The following is a 17829-nucleotide window of genomic DNA, read 5'->3' on the forward strand; positions in this document are numbered from 1 at the left end:
CACTTGTTGTAACAATTCCTTCGAACAACGCATGCCTGACACAATTAATGCTTGGCTTCCCCATTATTTTTTGGTGGTGTTGTCTTCTCACGTGGCTCAACCTTATTACCAGGAGTCGCATTTTGCAGGCCTTCAATAATTACTCTGTCTTGAGCGGTAAGTCCCGTTGCAACCGCCCGCATTCCCTCTTCTACACTACCTAATTTGACCCTTTTCGTGACCACAACATTGTTCTCATCCACAGTCAATATATAAGAGCCGATTTGGTCATAAAGGATTGCAGTGTCCGGCACAGTTAATTGTTTTTTAGGTCTGGAGATTGCAACTCGCACTTGCACAAAAAGGCCAGGAACAAAAATGTACTCTTTATTTTGTAAAACAGCGCGAAGCTCCATAGTTCCTGTAGACGCGTTAAGACCGGTATTAACAAAATCGAGCGTTGCCTTATACTTCGTTTTAGGATCATTTTGTAAGCTTACTTCTACTGGAATTTTATTAATATCTTCCGGTTTAAACCCACGTGCGCGAGCCGCCGCGCGTAAGTTGATTAAATCAATCTCATTCAGATTAAAGTAAACATAGATGGGATTTATCTGCTCAATGGTGGCTAAATTAGTGGCTTCTCCATGTCCCACAAGGTTACCTATATCCACCAAATGCCGACCAATACGTCCATCAAATGGAGCCGAAATATGAGTATAACTATAATTAATGGCCGCATTTACTTCATCAGCTTCTGATTTATCCAATTCTGCAGCAATCTCGAGAGTTTTGGCGTACCATTTTTCAACTTCATTTAGCGAAGTGGCATGCTCTTTGTACATACGCTGTTGGCGTGCATATTCGGATTTGTTGTATATAAGTGATGCTTTTGCTGCAGCAACAGTCGCTTTCGCAGCCCTAAGTTTTTCAAAATAAGGCTCGGGCTGAATGACAAAGAGCTCTTTGCCTTTTTTTACAAACGTACCATCTACAAACTCGATTGAATCAAGATAACCTTCGACACGTGCAACCAAATTGACCGAGTTATAAGCTACGGTACTCCCTGTTTGGGTCACATATTCTGCCATTTCAGCAATGATGGGTTTTTGCACGACAACGGCAGGTACCGGGATGGTCGGCGCATTGGTTTTGCCAAAAAAATGTGAAATCAAATAAATAAGAAGTAAAATAGCAACAACTATCCCGGCAATTTTGACTGACTTTGAATCTCTGTTAAAGTTCATACCCGATACCATTTTATTTAATTTCCTAATGTTCCCTTAAAATACCCTCACCCCAACATCCCTCTGCCGATATGAGGAGAGAGACTTTTTGTTTGCTGCGTTTCGGTACATCGTTTAATCCTTTACCATTTAGGTAAATAAAGTTGTTTTATTTCATCTTTCTTCGACCGCGGCGGCTCATGATTTTGCTGTTTAAGCAAAGTACCCCAGTTCGTGCGTGCTGCCATTTCAGCTTTTATTTGTTGGGGCACCACATCATTCGCACCGCGAATTTGCCAACCCCCACCCAGCGCACGATAAAGAGAAACCAACGCCAGTGGAATATTTGCCTGGGCATTAACAAGCGAGGTCTGTACGCTTAATTGTTGTTGCTCAGCATTTAAAACCGGGGTGAAGTCTACTTCACCATCAACATAGCGTATTATTGCCAGTCGTAATGTTTTAATCGCAGCATTATTTGCTTTGATTAACGCATGTTCTGCTTTTTTAGCTTCAATATAGGAAATAATACTATTTTGAACTTCTTGCTGTGCTTTCAGCACCAAATTGACGTAGCTTAATAAAGACTGCTGGAACACAGCATCTTGGGCGCGAACTGCGTTAGTAATTTGTCCGTAATTGAGTATTGGCCAGCTAAAAGTCGGGCCCGCTGTAACGGAATGATTCGCCCATTGAAATATATCTGACAATGAATTTTGACCAATATTATTAGAAGAAAAAACAAATGTTCCATTTAAGGCAAAGGATGGAAAAAGATTTGCTTTTGTAGCGCCTATTTTAGCCGATTGTGCAATGGCATCCATACGCGCTTGATAAATGTCTGGGCGTCGTGCCAAGGTTTCGATAGGAATTCCAACAGCTACAGTTGAAGGCGCTTTGGGAATTCCTTTACTTTTTCTCAGTGCCCCATCAACACCGTTAGGCACCGTACCTAATAAAAGGGCCAAGGCATTTTTTTGTTGTTCTAAATTATTTACCAGAGACGGCAGAGAGGCTTCAGTTTGTGAAAGCTCGGTCTGTGCTTGTTCCACATCAATGAGGTTGGTTTGGCCTGCATTATATCGAGCACGAGCTATCTTTAATCCTTCTCTTTGGACCCTGATGTTCGCTTTCGTTACCTGGATTTGTTTCTCATAAGTACGAATTTGGATGTAGGTACTGGCAATATCTGCAGTAAGCGTGACCAAGGCGTTATCATAGGCAGCAACCGAAGATAAAAATGTAGCATCATTGGCTTGAATTGCTCTTCGATATTTACCCCAAAAATCAATTTCCCAATTCGCAGAAAAACCTAATGATAGGGTTTCAAAAGATGAGGGCAAAACCGTTTGCAGCTCACCCCCACCAATTTCATAATAGGTGAAGTTACCAATAGCTGCCTGTTGCTGCGGATATAGCTGACCTACCGATTGGGCTAATAGTGCTCGGGTTTGTAAAACTCTTACTCCAGCGCTTTGGAGGGTCAAATTGTTATGATACCCTTGACAAATTAAGGAGGTCAGCACGGGATCATTAAAAACTTGCCACCATTTCGTGGTGGTAAAAGGGGCCTCTCTTACCGTTGCATCCTTTTTTGGCCAATGAGCAGCAACTGGTTTTATCGGCTCCTTATAATTAGGGCCAACCATAAAACAAGAGCTTAGTAACAGGCATGCAACAAAGGTAAAAATTTTTAACATGGGTACTCAGATTTCCCTATCTAAACTATTTTCCATTATTGGAAATGACTTGAGCTTATTACTTCAAGCACTTTATCACTCCTATGAATTATTTAATAGATCATTGGAGTAAATCCTGGGTTAAACGATGGGGTCCCTGTCATTAGGAATTCATAGCTTGGTGCAGCCCGCTGAATTCGGGATATTTTTTGGCGCTTATAACCTGGGTTTTGGCCCAGGTTATAATTCAATTCAGAATTATTCTGAAGTATTGACTTGCAGGTGAGTCACATTTTGCAAACCACGTGGCAAGCGATTACCTCGTCGTCCGCGCTCTCCTTTATAATGTTCCAGATCGGCACCTTTCAATGTAAAATGACGCTTACCCGCATGCACGGTGAGTGAGTCCGCTGCAGAGAGCACTTGCAAATCAATAACATACTCTTCCCGTGATAATGCTTTAGCAGTAGGAATACTAATTAATTTATTTCCTTTTCCTCGAGATAACTCAGGTACCTCTTTTGCAGAAAAAATTAGTAAGCGGCCAACACTTGTGGCACAGGCAACAAACAACTCATCATGTTTAGGTAAGACGCGCGGTGGCAAAATATGGCTGGATGCCGGTAATTTAATACAGGCTTTGCCGTTGCGATTTTTCACATAGAGATCGCCTATCTTAGCAATAAACCCGTATCCCGCATCACAAGCTAATAACACCAACTGTTCCGCTTCGCCACCAACTACCGCTTCAAACAGGGCACCTTCAGCAGGATTAAGCTTCCCGGTCAAAGGCTCACCCTGCCCTCGAGCCGAGGGCAAAACATGACCCGGCAAAGAATAAACTTTGCCCTCGCTATCGAAAAAGAGGATTTGTTGATTTGAGCGCCCCATGGCTTGAGCCTTAAACTCATCCCCCGCTTTATAACTCAGCTCACTTCCGATTACATCATAACCTTTAGCTGCTCTTATCCAACCTTTTTTAGAGAGCACTACTGTAATGGGCTCATTAGGTAAGATGTCCTCTTCTTTTAATGCTTGTGATTCTTGGCGTACTATAATTGGTGAACGCCGCGCATCACCAAACTCATCTCTGTCTCTAATAATCTCTTCTTTAATCAAGGTTTTTAATCGTTGCTCTGAGGCTAGGATGTTTTGCAGATAATCGCGTTCAGCACAAAGTTCATTCAGCTCACCGCGTATTTTTATCTCTTCCAGCTTTGCTAAATGACGCAACTTCATCTCTAAAATCGCTTCAGCCTGACGATCACTAAGATTAAAACGAGCCATTAATCCTTGTTTAGGCTGCTCATGTTCACGAATGATGGCAATAACTTCATCGATATTTAGATAAGCAATTAGTAAGCCTTCAAGCACATGTATGCGATCGAGCACTTTTGCCAAACGATACTCCAAACGTCGTCTCACTACGGTTAATCGATATGCCAACCATTCGCTCAGGATATCTAGTAAATTTTTTACCCTGGGTCTGCCATCGAGTCCTATCATATTAAAATTAACTCGATAACTGCGTTCCAAATCTGTGGTTGCAAATAAATGAGACATCAATCCTTCGGCATCGACTCGATTTGAACGCGGGATAATAACTAGTCGCGTAGGATGTTCATGATCGGACTCATCACGTAAATCCTCAACCATAGGAAGTTTTTTCTGTTGCATCTGTAACGCAATTTGCTCGATTACTTTCGCACCCGATACCTGATAGGGTAACGCAGTGATGACAATATTTTGCTTTTCCTGACTATAAACAGCCCGCATTTTAATTGAACCATTACCTGTCTCATACATGTTCGCTATGGCTTCGGGCGGAGTTATTATTTCAGCTTCTGTTGGAAAATCTGGACCCTTGATATATTGACTGATTGCGTTTAAATCGGCTTGAGGATTATCCAAAAGATGGATGCAGGCATTAGCCACTTCGGTCAAGTTATGGGGCAGAATATCTGAAGCCATCCCCACAGCAATTCCGGTTGCACCATTCAATAATATATTAGGTAAGCGTGCTGGTAATAATGAGGGTTCTTGTAAAGTTCCATCAAAATTATCAGTCCAATCCACAGTACCTTGTAATAACTCTGAAAGTAAAATTTCCGCATAAGGCGATAAGCGAGCTTCCGTATAACGCATGGCGGCAAATGATTTTGGATCATCAGGGGATCCCCAGTTGCCTTGACCATCCACAAAGGGGTAACGGTACGAAAAGGGTTGGGCCATGAGTACCATGGCTTCATAACAGGCACTATCACCATGAGGATGAAACTTACCTAGCACATCCCCGACCGTACGCGCTGATTTTTTATATTTGGCAGTTGCCTTCAAACCCAGTTCAGACATCGCATAAATAATACGTCGTTGAACAGGCTTTAATCCGTCTGCAATATGGGGTAAGGCCCTATCCAATATGACATACATTGAATAGTCTAGGTAAGCCTTTTCTGTAAATTCAGTTAATGCTTTGCGTTCTGTTACTTCATTCATTGTTTTTTTATTCATGGGATTAATAATTACTATTTAACCATCGTGATGCTCTATTGGAAAGTAATTTTATCAAACTCTGGTTAGTGCATATATAGAAAGAGCTTATAAATTGTGAATAACTTTGTGTGTACGTTCATAATTATGGGGAGCAAATTTATAAGTCATTGAAATTTAATGCATTTTAAAATATGCTTTTTTTCATATCATTTTTATCCTGTGGATAACTTTGTGTATTACAAATAAATATAAGATCAAGTGGTTGTAAATTAAAAGAAATCATAATCTTTTTTTATTCACAATTTTCTCTGCCCGGTCAATTTAATTGATAATGATATATAATTGAATAAAGGGGAAAATGGAATTGACCTATATGAATAACAGCAAAAAGCAAAGTCAGAACTCGCTATTTGCCAATACGGATTCTCAATTTAGCAAAGTCTTGCTTTATTTTATTTTTATACCGGCCCTTATACTCGTAATAATGGATGGCATTTTTGCCTATCGTCAATCCAACAAACTGGTCGAAGCGAACCGTTGGGTAACCCATACTTATGAAGTGATTCATACTACAGATGAAATACTCTATGCCATAGTCAGCATTAATTCGCAGCAAAGAGGCTATCTTATCTCAGGTGATAATCAGTTTATAATGAATATGGATAAGATAAAAACCAGCTTCAAATCAAATTTCGATAACTTGCTTGAATTAACCAAGGATAACCCCTCCCAAGCAGAACGCGTCACGCGTTTTAGAGATTTAACCAACCAACGACTTAGTCAATTAAATCAAACCATTCAATTAAAGATGAATAATCAGTTAAATACACAAGAGGGTATCGATTTTTTCCGACAAGAAGTTGATCTTTCCAATCAAATTAAGGGCTTAGGTCAAGAAATTAAATCGGTTGAATTAGTCCTGCTCAAGGGAAGAAATGATATGGTGTTGACCGATACCCAACTGGCAAACCTAATCAATATAGTTGGTGGTATTGTTAGCATATTCGGGTTAATTTTAGTATTCATCCTGGCCAACAAAGAGCTTGACCGAAGCCTCAAGGCAGAACGCGACCGAAAAAATGTGGAAACGCGCTTAAGGAGTATTCTAGAAAGCGCCACAGACATGATAGCAGCCGTGGATAACAATTGCCGCTACATTATTTTTAATGAAGCTTATCAGCGCGAATTCAAACGTTTATTTGGTAAGTCTATTTCTGTAGGGATGAGTTTGGAGGAGGCATTTGCCGAGAGTCCGAGCTCAAAAAATAAATTAATCGAGGCATGGAAGGAGTCACTAAAAGGAGAAGAAGTTGTTAAAAATATTGAGGTGGAACTTCAAAAAAAGCGGGTGATCTATGAAATTACATCCAGTTTAATTAGCGATGAAAAAAACGTAATTAGTGGCACAATGCATATTATCCGCAACATTACCAAGCAACTTGAAGAACAACTTGCTCTTAAAGACTCTTATGAAAAACTCAACGCCGGAATGCAAGCTCTACAAGATAAAAACGAACAAATTACGCTGCTTGTCGAGATGAGCGATATCATGCTCGCGTGCAACTCTCAAAATGAATTAAGTAATGTTATGACCAAATATTGCCAGCGAATGTTGCATTTTGCCAGTGGTTATTTGTATGTGATGCATCCCTCAAAAAACTATCTTGAACTAGCAACAACTTGGGGCGAGCCAAATACTCAAGAAGCTACTTTCACTCCCGAACAATGTTGGGCACTTCGTTTGGGGAGAATTCATCATGTTCGGTCAAACCACCATGAATTAATTTGCAATCACGTAAACATTACCAAAGAACAAAACTCAACATACATCTGTGTGCCATTAATGGCGCAAAATGATATTTATGGTTTGTTATACTTAGAAATTGTAGAAGAAACCCCAATTGCATTTTCTGAAAGTCAGCGTCTTTTAATTACTGCGTTTGCCGAGTTAACTGCACTAGCCTTTGCTAATGTTCGTTTAAGGGAGAATCTCCGATATCAATCCATGCGTGATCCTTTGACCGGTTTATATAACCGACGTTATTTAGAGGATTTTCTTTTAAAACAAATTCACCAATCAGAGCGCACTAAAGTGCCACTCGCTGTATTGATGTTAGATTTAGATCACTTCAAAAAAATTAATGACACTTATGGGCATGATGCGGGTGATGCCGCCCTAAAAGAACTAGGAAAAGTGTTACAAGATGATATTCGTATAGGGGATATTGCTGCACGTTATGGTGGGGAAGAGTTTATAATTGTCTTTTATGACACCAATGCCGATATGATTAAAACCCGTGCTGAGAGCATAAGGCATTCCGTTTCGCGAATACAAATAAAATATGGAGCGCAACACGTAGGTCCAATAACAATTTCTATCGGTATATCTGTATTTCCTAATAATGGGCGTACCCCAGAGGAATTAATCGAGTCAGCTGACAAAGCTTTATATTTTGCAAAAGCAAACGGCAGAAATCAGGTTATTTTATATTCAGAAATTGGCAATAAAAAATTTCCAACGCCTGAAAAAAAGAATGGGGAGAACAAAACAGATAATCGAAGATTAATGTAATTTGGTTAAATTCCCAATTTATGAATATGAAGAAGAAAAACCATGGTGAATTGGAGCCTCTTTAATAAAAAGTATAAAACAAAAGAGGCTACAAAATTGGAACTACATAACTATTTAACTATTTTTCTAACTTTTTGAATAGCTCGAATTTGTGCAACAGCACGAGCTAATTCTGCAGCAGCTACGGAATAATCCATTTCACCGCCTTTGCTTGACATTGCAGCTTCGGCTTGCGCTTTAGCAGCAAGAACAGCAGCTTCATCAAGATGATCAGCACGCTCAACCACATCGGCAAGAACAGTCACACAGTTGGGTTGTATTTCCAGCATTCCACCTTGAACATAGTAAATTTCTTGGTGACCACCAGGCAAGGTAACTCGTACCTCACCTGGCTTTAGAACTGTAAGCAAAGGTGCATGACCGGCTGTAATACCTATTTCGCCTAATTCTCCGGTGGCAACTACCATTTCTACTACACCAGAGAATATTTCATGTTCAGCACTAACAATGTCTAAGTGCGTTGTTCTAGTCATATTTGCCTACCTCACAAGGTCTTAGCTTTAGCAACCGCTTCCTCAATGCTACCAACCATATAAAAGGCTTGCTCAGGTAAATCATCATATTCACCCGCGAGAATACCTTGGAAGCCTTTGATCGTATCTTTCAAAGAAACGTACTTTCCTGGAGAACCAGTAAATACTTCAGCAACGAAGAATGGTTGTGACAAGAATCTTTGGATTTTACGCGCACGAGTAACAACACGTTTATCTTCTTCAGATAATTCGTCCATACCCAGAATAGCAATAATATCTTTTAATTCTTTATAGCGTTGTAATGTTTGTTGTACACGACGAGCTGTATCGTAATGTTCTTGTCCTACAATTAATGGATCTAATTGTCGAGAAGTAGAGTCCAAAGGATCTACTGCAGGATAAATACCTAACTCAGCAATTTGACGTGACAATACAACTGTAGCATCCAAGTGAGCAAACGTAGTTGCTGGGGATGGGTCAGTTAAATCGTCCGCAGGTACATATACCGCTTGAATTGAGGTGATAGAACCAGTCTTGGTAGAAGTGATACGCTCTTGCAGCATACCCATTTCTTCAGCAAGTGTTGGTTGGTAACCCACTGCGGAAGGCATACGGCCTAAAAGTGCTGATACTTCAACACCTGCCAAAGTATAACGATAAATGTTGTCAATAAATAACAACACGTCACGGCCTTCGTCACGGAATTTTTCAGCCATAGTCAAGCCAGTTAGTGCCACGCGTAAACGGTTACCTGGGGGCTCATTCATCTGGCCGTAAACCAAGGATACTTTGTCTAATACATTAGAGTCTTTCATTTCATGATAGAAGTCATTTCCTTCACGAGTACGCTCACCTACACCCGCAAATACTGAGTATCCACTGTGCTCAATCGCGATGTTTCGGATTAATTCCATCATGTTAACGGTTTTACCCACACCGGCACCACCGAATAGACCCACTTTACCTCCTTTCGCAAAAGGACAAAGCAAGTCAATAACTTTAATACCTGTTTCAAGCAATTCCTGACTTCCAGCTTGCTCTTCATAACTTGGCGGTTTGCGGTGAATTGACCAATGCTCTTCAGCACCAATTGGACCTGCGTCATCAACTGGACGACCCAAAACGTCCATGATGCGGCCCAGAGTTTTTTTGCCAACAGGCACTTGAATAGGATTCGCTGTATTTTCAGCTTTTAAACCGCGCTTAAGTCCTTCGGTTGTTCCCATTGCAATAGTACGAACTACACCATCACCCAGCTGTTGCTGTACTTCAAAAACCAAATCACCATCAACAAGTTTCAATGCATCATTGATTTTAGGGACATTCTCACGGGGGAATTCCACATCCACAACCGCGCCAATAATTTCTACTACAGTTCCTAAGCTCATTTTATACCCTCTTATAAAGCGGCTGCGCCACCGACAATCTCTGCTAACTCTTGAGTAATAGCAGCTTGTCGAGCTTTGTTATAAGCCAATTGAAATTCTTTAATCAAATCACCGGCATTATCCGTTGCGTTTTTCATTGCAATCATTTTAGCCGCTTGTTCACAAGCAATATTTTCAACTACTGCCTGATAAATCTGTAATTCGATATAACGTTCTAAAAGATTATCGAGCAATTCCTTAGCATCAGGTTCATAAATATAGTCCCAATGATGCCCCATTACATTGCTGTCTTCTTCTGATTTTGGCAATGGTAGTAATTGTTTCACCACTGGCTTTTGAGTCATGGTGTTAACAAACTCGTTGTATACAACATGCAATGCGTCAATGGTGCCATTACTAAACGCATCAAGCATCACTTTAACGACACCAATTAGGTCGTTAATGCCCGGTGTATCACCTAGATGATCTTTTGAGCCTAGAACATTGCTTCCTACTCGTTTAAAGAATGCTTGTCCCTTACGGCCAATTACAGCAATGTCAACCTCTTTGCCTTGCTCTTTCCAGCTACGCATCGTACGTACGGTTTCACGCAATAAGTTTACGTTGAGACCACCGCACAGACCGCGGTCTGTGGTAACCACAATTAGCCCAACACGATTAATCTCGCGGTGGGTCATAAAAGGATGTCTGTACTCTGAATGTGCACGAGCAATATGCTTAACTACACTGTAGATTTTACTGGCATAGGGTTTGGATGCGCGCATTCGTTCCTGAGTTTTACGCATTTTGCTTGCCGCCACCATTTCCATCGCACGAGTAATTTTTCGAGTCTTATTAATACTCGAAATTTTCGAACGGATTTCTTTTGCTCCAGCCATAATATCACTTCGCCTTAAATTGACTTACCAACTTGCTGTACGTTTAAAGTCCTCTACAGCTTTTTTCAATTTTGCTTCAATGTCATTATCGTAAGCACCCGCTTCACTGATCAGCTGTAGTAGATCGGGATGCGAGGAACGCATATAGTCATGTAATGACGCTTCAAACGCAGCAACTTCACTTACAGGTACATCATCCAAGTAACCTTTTTCAACAACAAACAATGCAGTTCCCATTTCTGCAACAGATAATGGCGAATATTGTTTTTGTTTCATCAACTCAGTAATTCGCTGACCGCGCTCTAACTGCTTACGCGTTGCATCGTCTAGATCTGAAGCAAATTGAGAGAACGCTTCCAATTCACGGAATTGAGCTAGTGCTAAACGTGTTCCACCGCCCAGCTTTTTCATAATTTTGGTTTGAGCAGCACCACCAACACGTGATACAGAAAGACCGGAGTTAATTGCGGGTCTTACGCCTGAGTTAAATAAATCAACATCAAGGAAGATCTGACCGTCGGTAATTGAAATAACGTTTGTAGGAACGAATGCAGATACGTCACCGGCTTGCGTCTCAATAATTGGCAATGCAGTCAATGATCCTGTTTTTCCTTTAACTTCACCATTTGTTAATTTTTCTACTTCATCAGCATTAATTCGTGCAGCTCGCTCTAACAAACGTGAGTGCAAATAGAAAATATCACCAGGATATGCTTCACGACCAGGTGGTCTTCTTAACAACAAGGAAATTTGTCGATAAGCCCATGCCTGTTTGGTTAAGTCATCGTATACAATTAATGCATCTTCACCGCGCTCCATGAAGTACTCGCCCATGGTGCATCCAGCATAAGGTGCGATGAATTGTAATGCAGCTGAATCAGACGCACCCGCAACGACTACAATGGTGTGCTCTAATGCGCCGTGCTCTTCAAGTTTACGTACTATTGCTGCCACAGATGAAGCTTTTTGGCCTACTGCTACATAAACACACTTAACGCCAGTGCCTTTCTGATTAATGATTGCATCAATTGCGATTGCAGTTTTCCCTGTTTGGCGGTCACCAATAATGAGCTCTCGTTGTCCACGACCAACGGGGATCATAGCGTCAATCGCTTTTAATCCGGTTTGTACGGGTTGGTCTACAGATTTACGTGCAATAACGCCAGGAGCAACTTTTTCAATAGGAGCCATTCCTGATGCATCGATAGGACCTTTACCATCAATTGGATTTCCTAATGCATCAACAACACGACCTAAAAGCCCTTTACCCACTGGAACTTCAAGAATACGTCCAGTACATTTGCCTTTCTGGCCTTCAGCTAAAGTAGAATAATCACCAAGAACAACCGCGCCTACCGAGTCTCTTTCAAGGTTGAGAGCCAGACCAAAAATTCCGCCTTGGAATTCAATCATTTCCCCAGCCATTGCATCCTCAAGGCCATGCAAGCTCACAACACCGTCTTTCAAACTGACAATAGTACCTTCATTACGTGACTCAGATACTACACTAAAGTGTTCTATTTTCTTTCTGATTAATTCACTGATTTCAGAAGGATTTAACGCTACTTGTTCTGACATGGAAACTATCCTCTAAATTATGCGGCCAATTCTGTACTGAGCTTATTAAGCTTGCCACGAACTGAACCATCTATAACTAAATCGCCCGCTCGAATTATTGCTCCACCAAGCAAGGAAGGATCAATACTGATTTTTAACGAGACCTTGCGCTGTAAGCGCTGACTTAATGATTCGATTAAGCGCTGTTGTTGCGCATTTGATAAATCAGAATAACTGCTAACATCAACACACAGAGTTTTTTCTTGCTCTGCACGATGTGCTTCATAGAGTGCACAGATATCTGGAAGCAATAACAATCTTTTATTTGTAGCCAATAAAGTAATTAAATTGTTTAATGGCGTATTTTCATTTGATTTTACATTGATTGCTGAACACAACAACTCGATATGCTGCGCTACCGTTGTTCCTGGATTAGCAATAAACTTCTCCGCTTCAGGCATCAGCACAGCTTGTGCAAGATTTCCCAAATGTGCTGACCACTCAGCTAATTTTTTTTCCCCTAAAGCATATTCAAATATGGCTTTAGCATAGGGTCTGGCTATGGTGGTACTATCAGACATTTTAAATCTCTTCTATCAAGTTATCTAACAAAGCAGTATTTGCTTTAGCATCAATTTCGCGCTTCAAAATTTTCTCAGCACCACTTATTGCTAAGTTTGCAACCTGTTTACGGAGTTCATCTTTAGCATGATTGACTTGTTGCAGTAATTGCTCTTGTGCCAATTTCACTTGCATTTGCGCTTCATGTTTTGCAGCTTCTTTTGCTTCTTCGATGATTTGCGCAGCACGTTTATTAGCTTTTTCAATGATGTCTGCTGATTGAACTTTAGCTTGTTTCAATTCATCTTTTACACGATGTTGTGCCAGTTCCAATTCTTTTCGACCACGCTCAGCAGCTGCTAAACCATCGGCAATTTTGTCTTGTCGCTCTTCCATTGCTTTTGCTAATGGAGGCCATACTAACTTCATGGTAAACAAAACAAACGCTGCAAAAACGAGCATTTGTACTATTAATGTTAAATTAATTTCCACCGTTTAATCTCCTGTAACAATTAGGGCGCCTGGCGCCCTGATCATGTGTTATCAAGAACCCAGGTTGCTTAGGAAAGGGTTTGCGAAAGTAAAGAACAATGCGATACCCACTCCAATCATGGTTACGGCGTCTAACAGACCTGCAACGATGAACATTTTTACTTGTAACATTGGAACCATTTCTGGTTGACGAGCTGAGCCTTCAAGGAATTTGCCACCAAGCAAACCAAATCCTATCGCTGTGCCCAATGCACCTAAACCAATTAACAAGGCAACCGCAACAACGGTCATACTCTGAATTTGTGCTATTAAACTAGCGGCTTGCATATTTATCCCCTTTACAATGGATGAAAATTAAATCGGTTAATGATCTTCGTGTGCCAAACTAAGGTAAACAATCGTTAGCACCATGAAAATAAATGCTTGCAATGTTATCACCAATATGTGGAATATTGACCATGCCAGCGCCAAAATAAATTGTGCTGAGCCTAAAGTCGCAGTACCCAGTGTTGATGAAGTTGCAGCATTTAAGGTTAACAGCGCGATCAATATGAATATTAATTCGCCTGCATATAAGTTACCAAATAAACGAAGTGCTAGTGAAATTGGCTTAGCAACCAGACCAACCACTTCGAGCAGCAGGTTAAAAGGTATGAATCCAGGGTGATTAAAAGGTTGTAAGGTTAATTCTTTGAGGAACTTTTTGGGACCTTTTATTTTAATACTGTAAAAAATAATTAGAATAAATACTGAAAGGGATAATCCAAAAGTTAAGTTTAAATCGTTGGTTGGCACTACTTTAAGATAATGGATTCCACCAGTTTGAGCCAGTGCCGGTAATATATCTACAGGCAAAATGTCCATGAAATTCATCAGGAAAACCCAGAGGAATATGGTTAATGCCAAGGGACCTATTAAGTTATTCTTGCCATGGAAGCAATCTTTAACCTGATTATCTGCAAATTGCAGCATAATTTCCGCAAAGTTCTGTAATTTACCGGGTATGCCCGTAGTCACTTTGCGTGCACCAAAATACATTAGCCCACAAGCCAAAATTCCTAAAACAATAGAGAAAAATAATGTGTCAAGATTCAATGTCCAGAAACCACCCGAACCCAATTTCATATCACTAACGTTATAAGTAAGATACGTTAAATGATGCTTAATGTAGTTTGTGCTAGATACCATTTCAGTCACTTTCAGGCCTATTCTGTTTATTTACAATAATCAACGGGGCAAACCAATGCGTCATCTGTATCATAATGTATGCCGCAAAAAACGCTAACGGTGTGATTTTAAAAAGCAAAAACACCGCAGTGAATAGGAATATGGATATAACTATCTTTAATGCTTCGCCTTTATAAAAACTATTTACAATCTGTCTGGCTGAACGTGCACCTTGATACTTAAATAGTTTGCTTGCAAAATACGCATTAGGAACAATACACACCATACCACCAAGCAATGCTGAACTCGCTGCATTAGTACTATATACTAGTGCACATAAAGCTGCAAAGACCAATGTAACGCCTAACTGTATAAGCCATAATCGTACAATTCCGCGTTTACTTAGTTGTTTGTTCACATATTCACCTAAGTTTCACCGCGCGAATTATAAAGCAACCCACAGGAATAATCAATGCCATATTTTATACATATGCGATTGTTTATTGATTATTGGCCCAATATTATCAAGCGATACGATTGACCTCTGGGATGGGTAGAGGCTGTTCTTATGTGCTAACTCGTCTTTGATGGGGTCTCAAGAGTAAAAAACCCATATTGCAGAACAAATCAAAAGACGTTCATTTCTCCATATACTTATTGGGTTTTCTTCTGTCGAAGTCCCCTTAAACTCGATTTTAGCGTCTATAATTAAAGTGTGGAACTTATTATCGCAACTTGGGTAATAAGTAGTGTTTATTAACCTCGCAAAAGGAAAGAACATGCCTGATAAGATCCAACGTACTGCAGCCAGTCTGCAACAAAAAATGCTCGCTCGTTATAGCGATGGGTTACATCATAAACATAACAAACATCATCTAGAATATCGACAACACTATAGATCCCACCCTTGTAATCAAACCAATGGCTTTAATGAGGAAGAAGAAGAGTTAAATGGCTCTACGGGATTAGTACGTCAATCTAATTTAAGGAAAATGCGTAAACGACCTGATAAGGGAAATTTCCATTAATATACATTCATCCTAAAAAAAGCGGTTGGATGTATGTGCTGCTTGAATCAATCGTTTTTTTTAGGATTATCCTACAGAATTATCTTGATAAGTAAAATATTTTAGCATTTTTACCACGCGTACAACGTCGCTGGTCTCTCGTGCCATATTAACTACTTTTTCAGCTTGTTCTTTATGAACATCTCCCATCAAATAGACCACTTGATCGGAAGTAACAATTTTAAATGCATTAGGATCAATCGAATCATCTGCAAACATTTGGCCGCGAATTTTCGCGGTTATCCAACTATCTAGCATCAAATTAGATTCTTCAGTACGAACTTGTACTTGATTAAATAAACGTCTATAACCTTTTACCTTAGCTAACCGGCGACTCAATTTGTTTTTCATTTCTACTGATGGTACGTGGCCAGACACTAAAATATCACCATTGAACACGGCAATATCAATCACGCATTCATTATTTTTGAAGGCGTTATCCACGGTTATCGCATTATTCACCTTAATATTTAAACTGTAATCATCCAGTTTTTTATATACATTATGTCTGTCGTAAACCATAGTAGCGCCAGTCCATAAGCCGCCTACACAGCTAGATAAACCAAATAGAAGACCTGCAAGTAATACGGCAAAACATCCTTGTTTTAACATTTTATTTAATGAATATATTGGAAAATTTTAACGACTTTATCCACACCATTAACGCGTCGCGCTGCATCAACTGCAAGAGCAGCTTGCTGCTGGTTAACGATACCCATGAGATAAACTACTTTATTTTCGGTCACAATACGAATCGATCCAGACTCAAGTCCCTTTTTGGCTAACATTCGGCTACGGACTTGACTGGTGATCAAACTGTCTTTGGATCGTTCTGTAAGCGGTAAAGGATATCCAACTGAGATTTCATTATAAACTCTATGGGTACCAGGAGCACCTCGGGCTATTTTTTCTGCTAAATCGCGTAAAGATGGAGTAGGCGTTTGTCCTACAAGTAAAACCGAACGATTAAAACTCGTCACAACAACTCGTGAATCACTAAACTGTCGATTTGTAACTATTGCCTTATGAATAACATGAAATAAGCGCGCATCAGCCTCCATAGTGATGACACCACGGCGATCATAAACCATTCCAGCCACTGCTCCAGTTACTACAGCCGCAACACAACCTGTGAGTAAGGTTGTTGCTAAAAGAAAAGCGATTGATTTTAATTTGAAACTCATTTTTTTTTACCCCAACACCTGACCAAATAAGGACTGGTCAATTAAATCACAAAAGCAGTGCAAGATGAACAAGTGCATTTCTCTAATTCGTGCTGAATTATCTGAAGCAACGCGAAGCTCAATATCTTCTGGGCCTAAATGATTTGCAAGTACACCTCCATCCCTTCCACTTAAAGCTACGGTGTCCATTCCTCGTTCATTCGCAGCATGCAGTGCATGCAACATACTGTCCGAGTTACCCGAGGTAGTTAGTAAAAGTAATACATCATTTTCTTGCCCTAACGCCTGAATTTGTCGCGCAAAAACCTGGTTATAATGATTATCATTTGCAGAATAGCTTAAACTGCTCGCATCTGTACTTAAATTAATTACCGGAAGAGAGGGTCTTTCCACTTCAAATTGGTTCAACATAGCGCTTGCAAAATGCATGCAATTGGCACTCGAGCCCCCATTTCCACACAATAATATTTTTCCATCCGCAAGCAAGCAATTTACTAAACGTTGTCCCGCTCTGGCGATTGAATCAGATAACGAGTCAGCAAGTGCTATTTTGGTTTCTATATTGACCCCAAACAGATGTCTTACTCGATCTTCCATTTGTCCCATCATGTTAAACCTCTACTTCATAATTTTTTGTAGCCTGAGTGGACACTTCCATCACCCTGAACTCTTCGCTTACCCAAGCTATGTTTAATTAATAATCTGCACCAAACGCATCCTTTATCCAATTAATGGAAGCTGTTGCTCCATCAATACTTACCACATCAAAACGAAGAGCGAATTGATCATACATTCGATGCTTCAGTAGATAATGGGTCGCTGCTTTAAGTATCTTTTGTTTTTTTGTATAAGTAACACTTGCGATCCCACCACCAAATTGGGTAGAAACCCGCGAACGTACTTCTATAAAAACTAATTGTTCTTTATCACGCATAATTAAATCAACTTCACCCAAGCGGCAGGTGTAATTTTGCATAATTAAAGTAAGACCTTGTTTTTTCAAATAAGCTAATGCTTTTTCTTCCGCAATACGGCCTTTTTCATAAGTCATCA

18 protein-coding genes are annotated in these 17829 nt (G+C 40.1%); 2 read left to right on the forward strand and 16 right to left on the reverse strand.

Annotation, left to right across the window (positions count from 1 at the left end; genetic code table 11):
* Positions 1 to 44 precede the first annotated feature (44 nt).
* The 3 genes from ACWTE2_RS24555 to parC form a co-directional block, all read right to left on the reverse strand.
* Positions 45 to 1226 (reverse strand): efflux RND transporter periplasmic adaptor subunit, encoded by a 1182-nt coding sequence (locus tag ACWTE2_RS24555; protein ID WP_255464274.1) that lies wholly within the window; start codon positions 1224 to 1226, stop codon positions 45 to 47.
* 122 nt (positions 1227 to 1348) lie between these two features.
* The gene (locus ACWTE2_RS24560) at positions 1349 to 2905 is read right to left on the reverse strand and encodes an efflux transporter outer membrane subunit (protein WP_454784821.1); all 1557 of its coding nucleotides are present in this window, start codon (positions 2903 to 2905) and stop codon (positions 1349 to 1351) included.
* A gap of 237 nt (positions 2906 to 3142) precedes the next feature.
* Positions 3143 to 5395 carry a DNA topoisomerase IV subunit A gene (gene parC, locus ACWTE2_RS24565; RefSeq protein ID WP_454784822.1) on the reverse strand — a complete coding sequence of 751 codons (2253 nt, stop codon included), beginning with the start codon at positions 5393 to 5395 and terminating at the stop codon, positions 3143 to 3145.
* Positions 5396 to 5750: 355 nt separating this feature from the next.
* Between parC and ACWTE2_RS24570 the strand changes: the two genes are divergently transcribed.
* Positions 5751 to 7949 carry a sensor domain-containing diguanylate cyclase gene (locus tag ACWTE2_RS24570; RefSeq protein WP_454784823.1) on the forward strand — a complete coding sequence of 733 codons (2199 nt, stop codon included), beginning with the start codon at positions 5751 to 5753 and terminating at the stop codon, positions 7947 to 7949.
* A gap of 110 nt (positions 7950 to 8059) precedes the next feature.
* Here the strand turns inward: ACWTE2_RS24570 and ACWTE2_RS24575 are convergent, their stop codons facing one another.
* Genes ACWTE2_RS24575 through ACWTE2_RS24615 form a run of 9 tightly spaced genes read right to left on the reverse strand, consistent with a single transcriptional unit; the run spans position 8060 to position 14943 of the window.
* Positions 8060 to 8482, reverse strand: coding sequence for a F0F1 ATP synthase subunit epsilon (locus tag ACWTE2_RS24575; protein ID WP_182392105.1), 423 nt, complete (start codon positions 8480 to 8482; stop codon positions 8060 to 8062).
* 11 nt (positions 8483 to 8493) lie between these two features.
* Entirely contained in the window at positions 8494 to 9870 is a 1377-nt protein-coding gene (gene atpD / locus ACWTE2_RS24580) for a F0F1 ATP synthase subunit beta (protein ID WP_182392106.1), read from the reverse strand.
* Between the two features lie 11 nt (positions 9871 to 9881).
* Complete coding sequence (atpG, locus tag ACWTE2_RS24585; RefSeq protein ID WP_182392107.1) at positions 9882 to 10748, reverse strand: F0F1 ATP synthase subunit gamma; 867 nt, start codon at positions 10746 to 10748, stop codon at positions 9882 to 9884.
* Between the two features lie 24 nt (positions 10749 to 10772).
* Positions 10773 to 12326 carry a F0F1 ATP synthase subunit alpha gene (atpA, locus tag ACWTE2_RS24590; RefSeq protein ID WP_182392108.1) on the reverse strand — a complete coding sequence of 518 codons (1554 nt, stop codon included), beginning with the start codon at positions 12324 to 12326 and terminating at the stop codon, positions 10773 to 10775.
* Positions 12327 to 12343: 17 nt separating this feature from the next.
* A complete protein-coding gene (locus tag ACWTE2_RS24595) occupies positions 12344 to 12886 on the reverse strand; it encodes a F0F1 ATP synthase subunit delta (RefSeq protein ID WP_454784824.1) in 543 nt (180 codons plus the stop codon).
* A gap of 1 nt (position 12887) precedes the next feature.
* Positions 12888 to 13358 (reverse strand): F0F1 ATP synthase subunit B, encoded by a 471-nt coding sequence (locus tag ACWTE2_RS24600; protein ID WP_182392110.1) that lies wholly within the window; start codon positions 13356 to 13358, stop codon positions 12888 to 12890.
* Positions 13359 to 13409: 51 nt separating this feature from the next.
* Positions 13410 to 13685, reverse strand: coding sequence for a F0F1 ATP synthase subunit C (gene atpE, locus ACWTE2_RS24605; RefSeq protein WP_010655291.1), 276 nt, complete (start codon positions 13683 to 13685; stop codon positions 13410 to 13412).
* Positions 13686 to 13721: 36 nt separating this feature from the next.
* Entirely contained in the window at positions 13722 to 14546 is an 825-nt protein-coding gene (atpB, locus tag ACWTE2_RS24610) for a F0F1 ATP synthase subunit A (RefSeq protein WP_454784825.1), read from the reverse strand.
* Between the two features lies 1 nt (position 14547).
* Entirely contained in the window at positions 14548 to 14943 is a 396-nt protein-coding gene (locus ACWTE2_RS24615) for an ATP synthase subunit I (RefSeq protein ID WP_454784826.1), read from the reverse strand.
* Between the two features lie 361 nt (positions 14944 to 15304).
* Here ACWTE2_RS24615 and ACWTE2_RS24620 point away from each other — a divergent pair, with 361 nt between their 5' ends.
* A complete protein-coding gene (locus tag ACWTE2_RS24620) occupies positions 15305 to 15553 on the forward strand; it encodes a hypothetical protein (RefSeq protein ID WP_182392113.1) in 249 nt (82 codons plus the stop codon).
* 66 nt (positions 15554 to 15619) lie between these two features.
* On the opposite strand, the gene ACWTE2_RS24625 is transcribed toward ACWTE2_RS24620, so the two are convergent.
* The 4 genes from ACWTE2_RS24625 to ACWTE2_RS24640 all read right to left on the reverse strand — a co-directional run bounded on the left by ACWTE2_RS24625 (position 15620) and on the right by ACWTE2_RS24640 (position 17827).
* Positions 15620 to 16204: a BON domain-containing protein gene (locus tag ACWTE2_RS24625; protein ID WP_454784827.1), complete on the reverse strand. Its 585-nt coding sequence runs from the start codon at positions 16202 to 16204 to the stop codon at positions 15620 to 15622.
* 5 nt (positions 16205 to 16209) lie between these two features.
* On the reverse strand, positions 16210 to 16776 hold the full coding sequence (locus ACWTE2_RS24630) for a BON domain-containing protein (protein WP_454784828.1): 567 nt from the start codon (positions 16774 to 16776) through the stop codon (positions 16210 to 16212).
* 6 nt (positions 16777 to 16782) lie between these two features.
* The gene (locus ACWTE2_RS24635; RefSeq protein WP_454785023.1) at positions 16783 to 17382 is read right to left on the reverse strand and encodes a D-sedoheptulose-7-phosphate isomerase; all 600 of its coding nucleotides are present in this window, start codon (positions 17380 to 17382) and stop codon (positions 16783 to 16785) included.
* 88 nt (positions 17383 to 17470) lie between these two features.
* On the reverse strand, positions 17471 to 17827 hold the full coding sequence (locus ACWTE2_RS24640; protein ID WP_454784829.1) for a YraN family protein: 357 nt from the start codon (positions 17825 to 17827) through the stop codon (positions 17471 to 17473).
* Between the last annotated feature and the right edge of the window lie 2 nt (positions 17828 to 17829).

The organism is Legionella nigrisilvae (assembly GCF_977063395.2).

Excerpts from the sequence above, each read along its gene's own strand:
- ACWTE2_RS24555 (WP_255464274.1), bottom strand. The coding sequence starts at position 1,226 with ATGAACTTTAACAGAGATTCAAAGTCAGTCAAAATTGCCGGGATAGTT.
- ACWTE2_RS24560 (WP_454784821.1), bottom strand. The coding sequence starts at position 2,905 with ATGTTAAAAATTTTTACCTTTGTTGCATGCCTGTTACTAAGCTCTTGT.
- parC (WP_454784822.1), bottom strand. The coding sequence starts at position 5,395 with ATGAATAAAAAAACAATGAATGAAGTAACAGAACGCAAAGCATTAACT.
- ACWTE2_RS24570 (WP_454784823.1), top strand. The coding sequence starts at position 5,751 with ATGAATAACAGCAAAAAGCAAAGTCAGAACTCGCTATTTGCCAATACG.
- ACWTE2_RS24575 (WP_182392105.1), bottom strand. The coding sequence starts at position 8,482 with ATGACTAGAACAACGCACTTAGACATTGTTAGTGCTGAACATGAAATA.
- atpD (WP_182392106.1), bottom strand. The coding sequence starts at position 9,870 with ATGAGCTTAGGAACTGTAGTAGAAATTATTGGCGCGGTTGTGGATGTG.
- atpG (WP_182392107.1), bottom strand. The coding sequence starts at position 10,748 with ATGGCTGGAGCAAAAGAAATCCGTTCGAAAATTTCGAGTATTAATAAG.
- atpA (WP_182392108.1), bottom strand. The coding sequence starts at position 12,326 with ATGTCAGAACAAGTAGCGTTAAATCCTTCTGAAATCAGTGAATTAATC.
- ACWTE2_RS24595 (WP_454784824.1), bottom strand. The coding sequence starts at position 12,886 with ATGTCTGATAGTACCACCATAGCCAGACCCTATGCTAAAGCCATATTT.
- atpE (WP_010655291.1), bottom strand. The coding sequence starts at position 13,685 with ATGCAAGCCGCTAGTTTAATAGCACAAATTCAGAGTATGACCGTTGTT.
- atpB (WP_454784825.1), bottom strand. The coding sequence starts at position 14,546 with ATGGTATCTAGCACAAACTACATTAAGCATCATTTAACGTATCTTACT.
- ACWTE2_RS24620 (WP_182392113.1), top strand. The coding sequence starts at position 15,305 with ATGCCTGATAAGATCCAACGTACTGCAGCCAGTCTGCAACAAAAAATG.
- ACWTE2_RS24625 (WP_454784827.1), bottom strand. The coding sequence starts at position 16,204 with ATGTTAAAACAAGGATGTTTTGCCGTATTACTTGCAGGTCTTCTATTT.
- ACWTE2_RS24630 (WP_454784828.1), bottom strand. The coding sequence starts at position 16,776 with ATGAGTTTCAAATTAAAATCAATCGCTTTTCTTTTAGCAACAACCTTA.
- ACWTE2_RS24635 (WP_454785023.1), bottom strand. The coding sequence starts at position 17,382 with ATGGGACAAATGGAAGATCGAGTAAGACATCTGTTTGGGGTCAATATA.
- ACWTE2_RS24640 (WP_454784829.1), bottom strand. The coding sequence starts at position 17,827 with ATGACTTATGAAAAAGGCCGTATTGCGGAAGAAAAAGCATTAGCTTAT.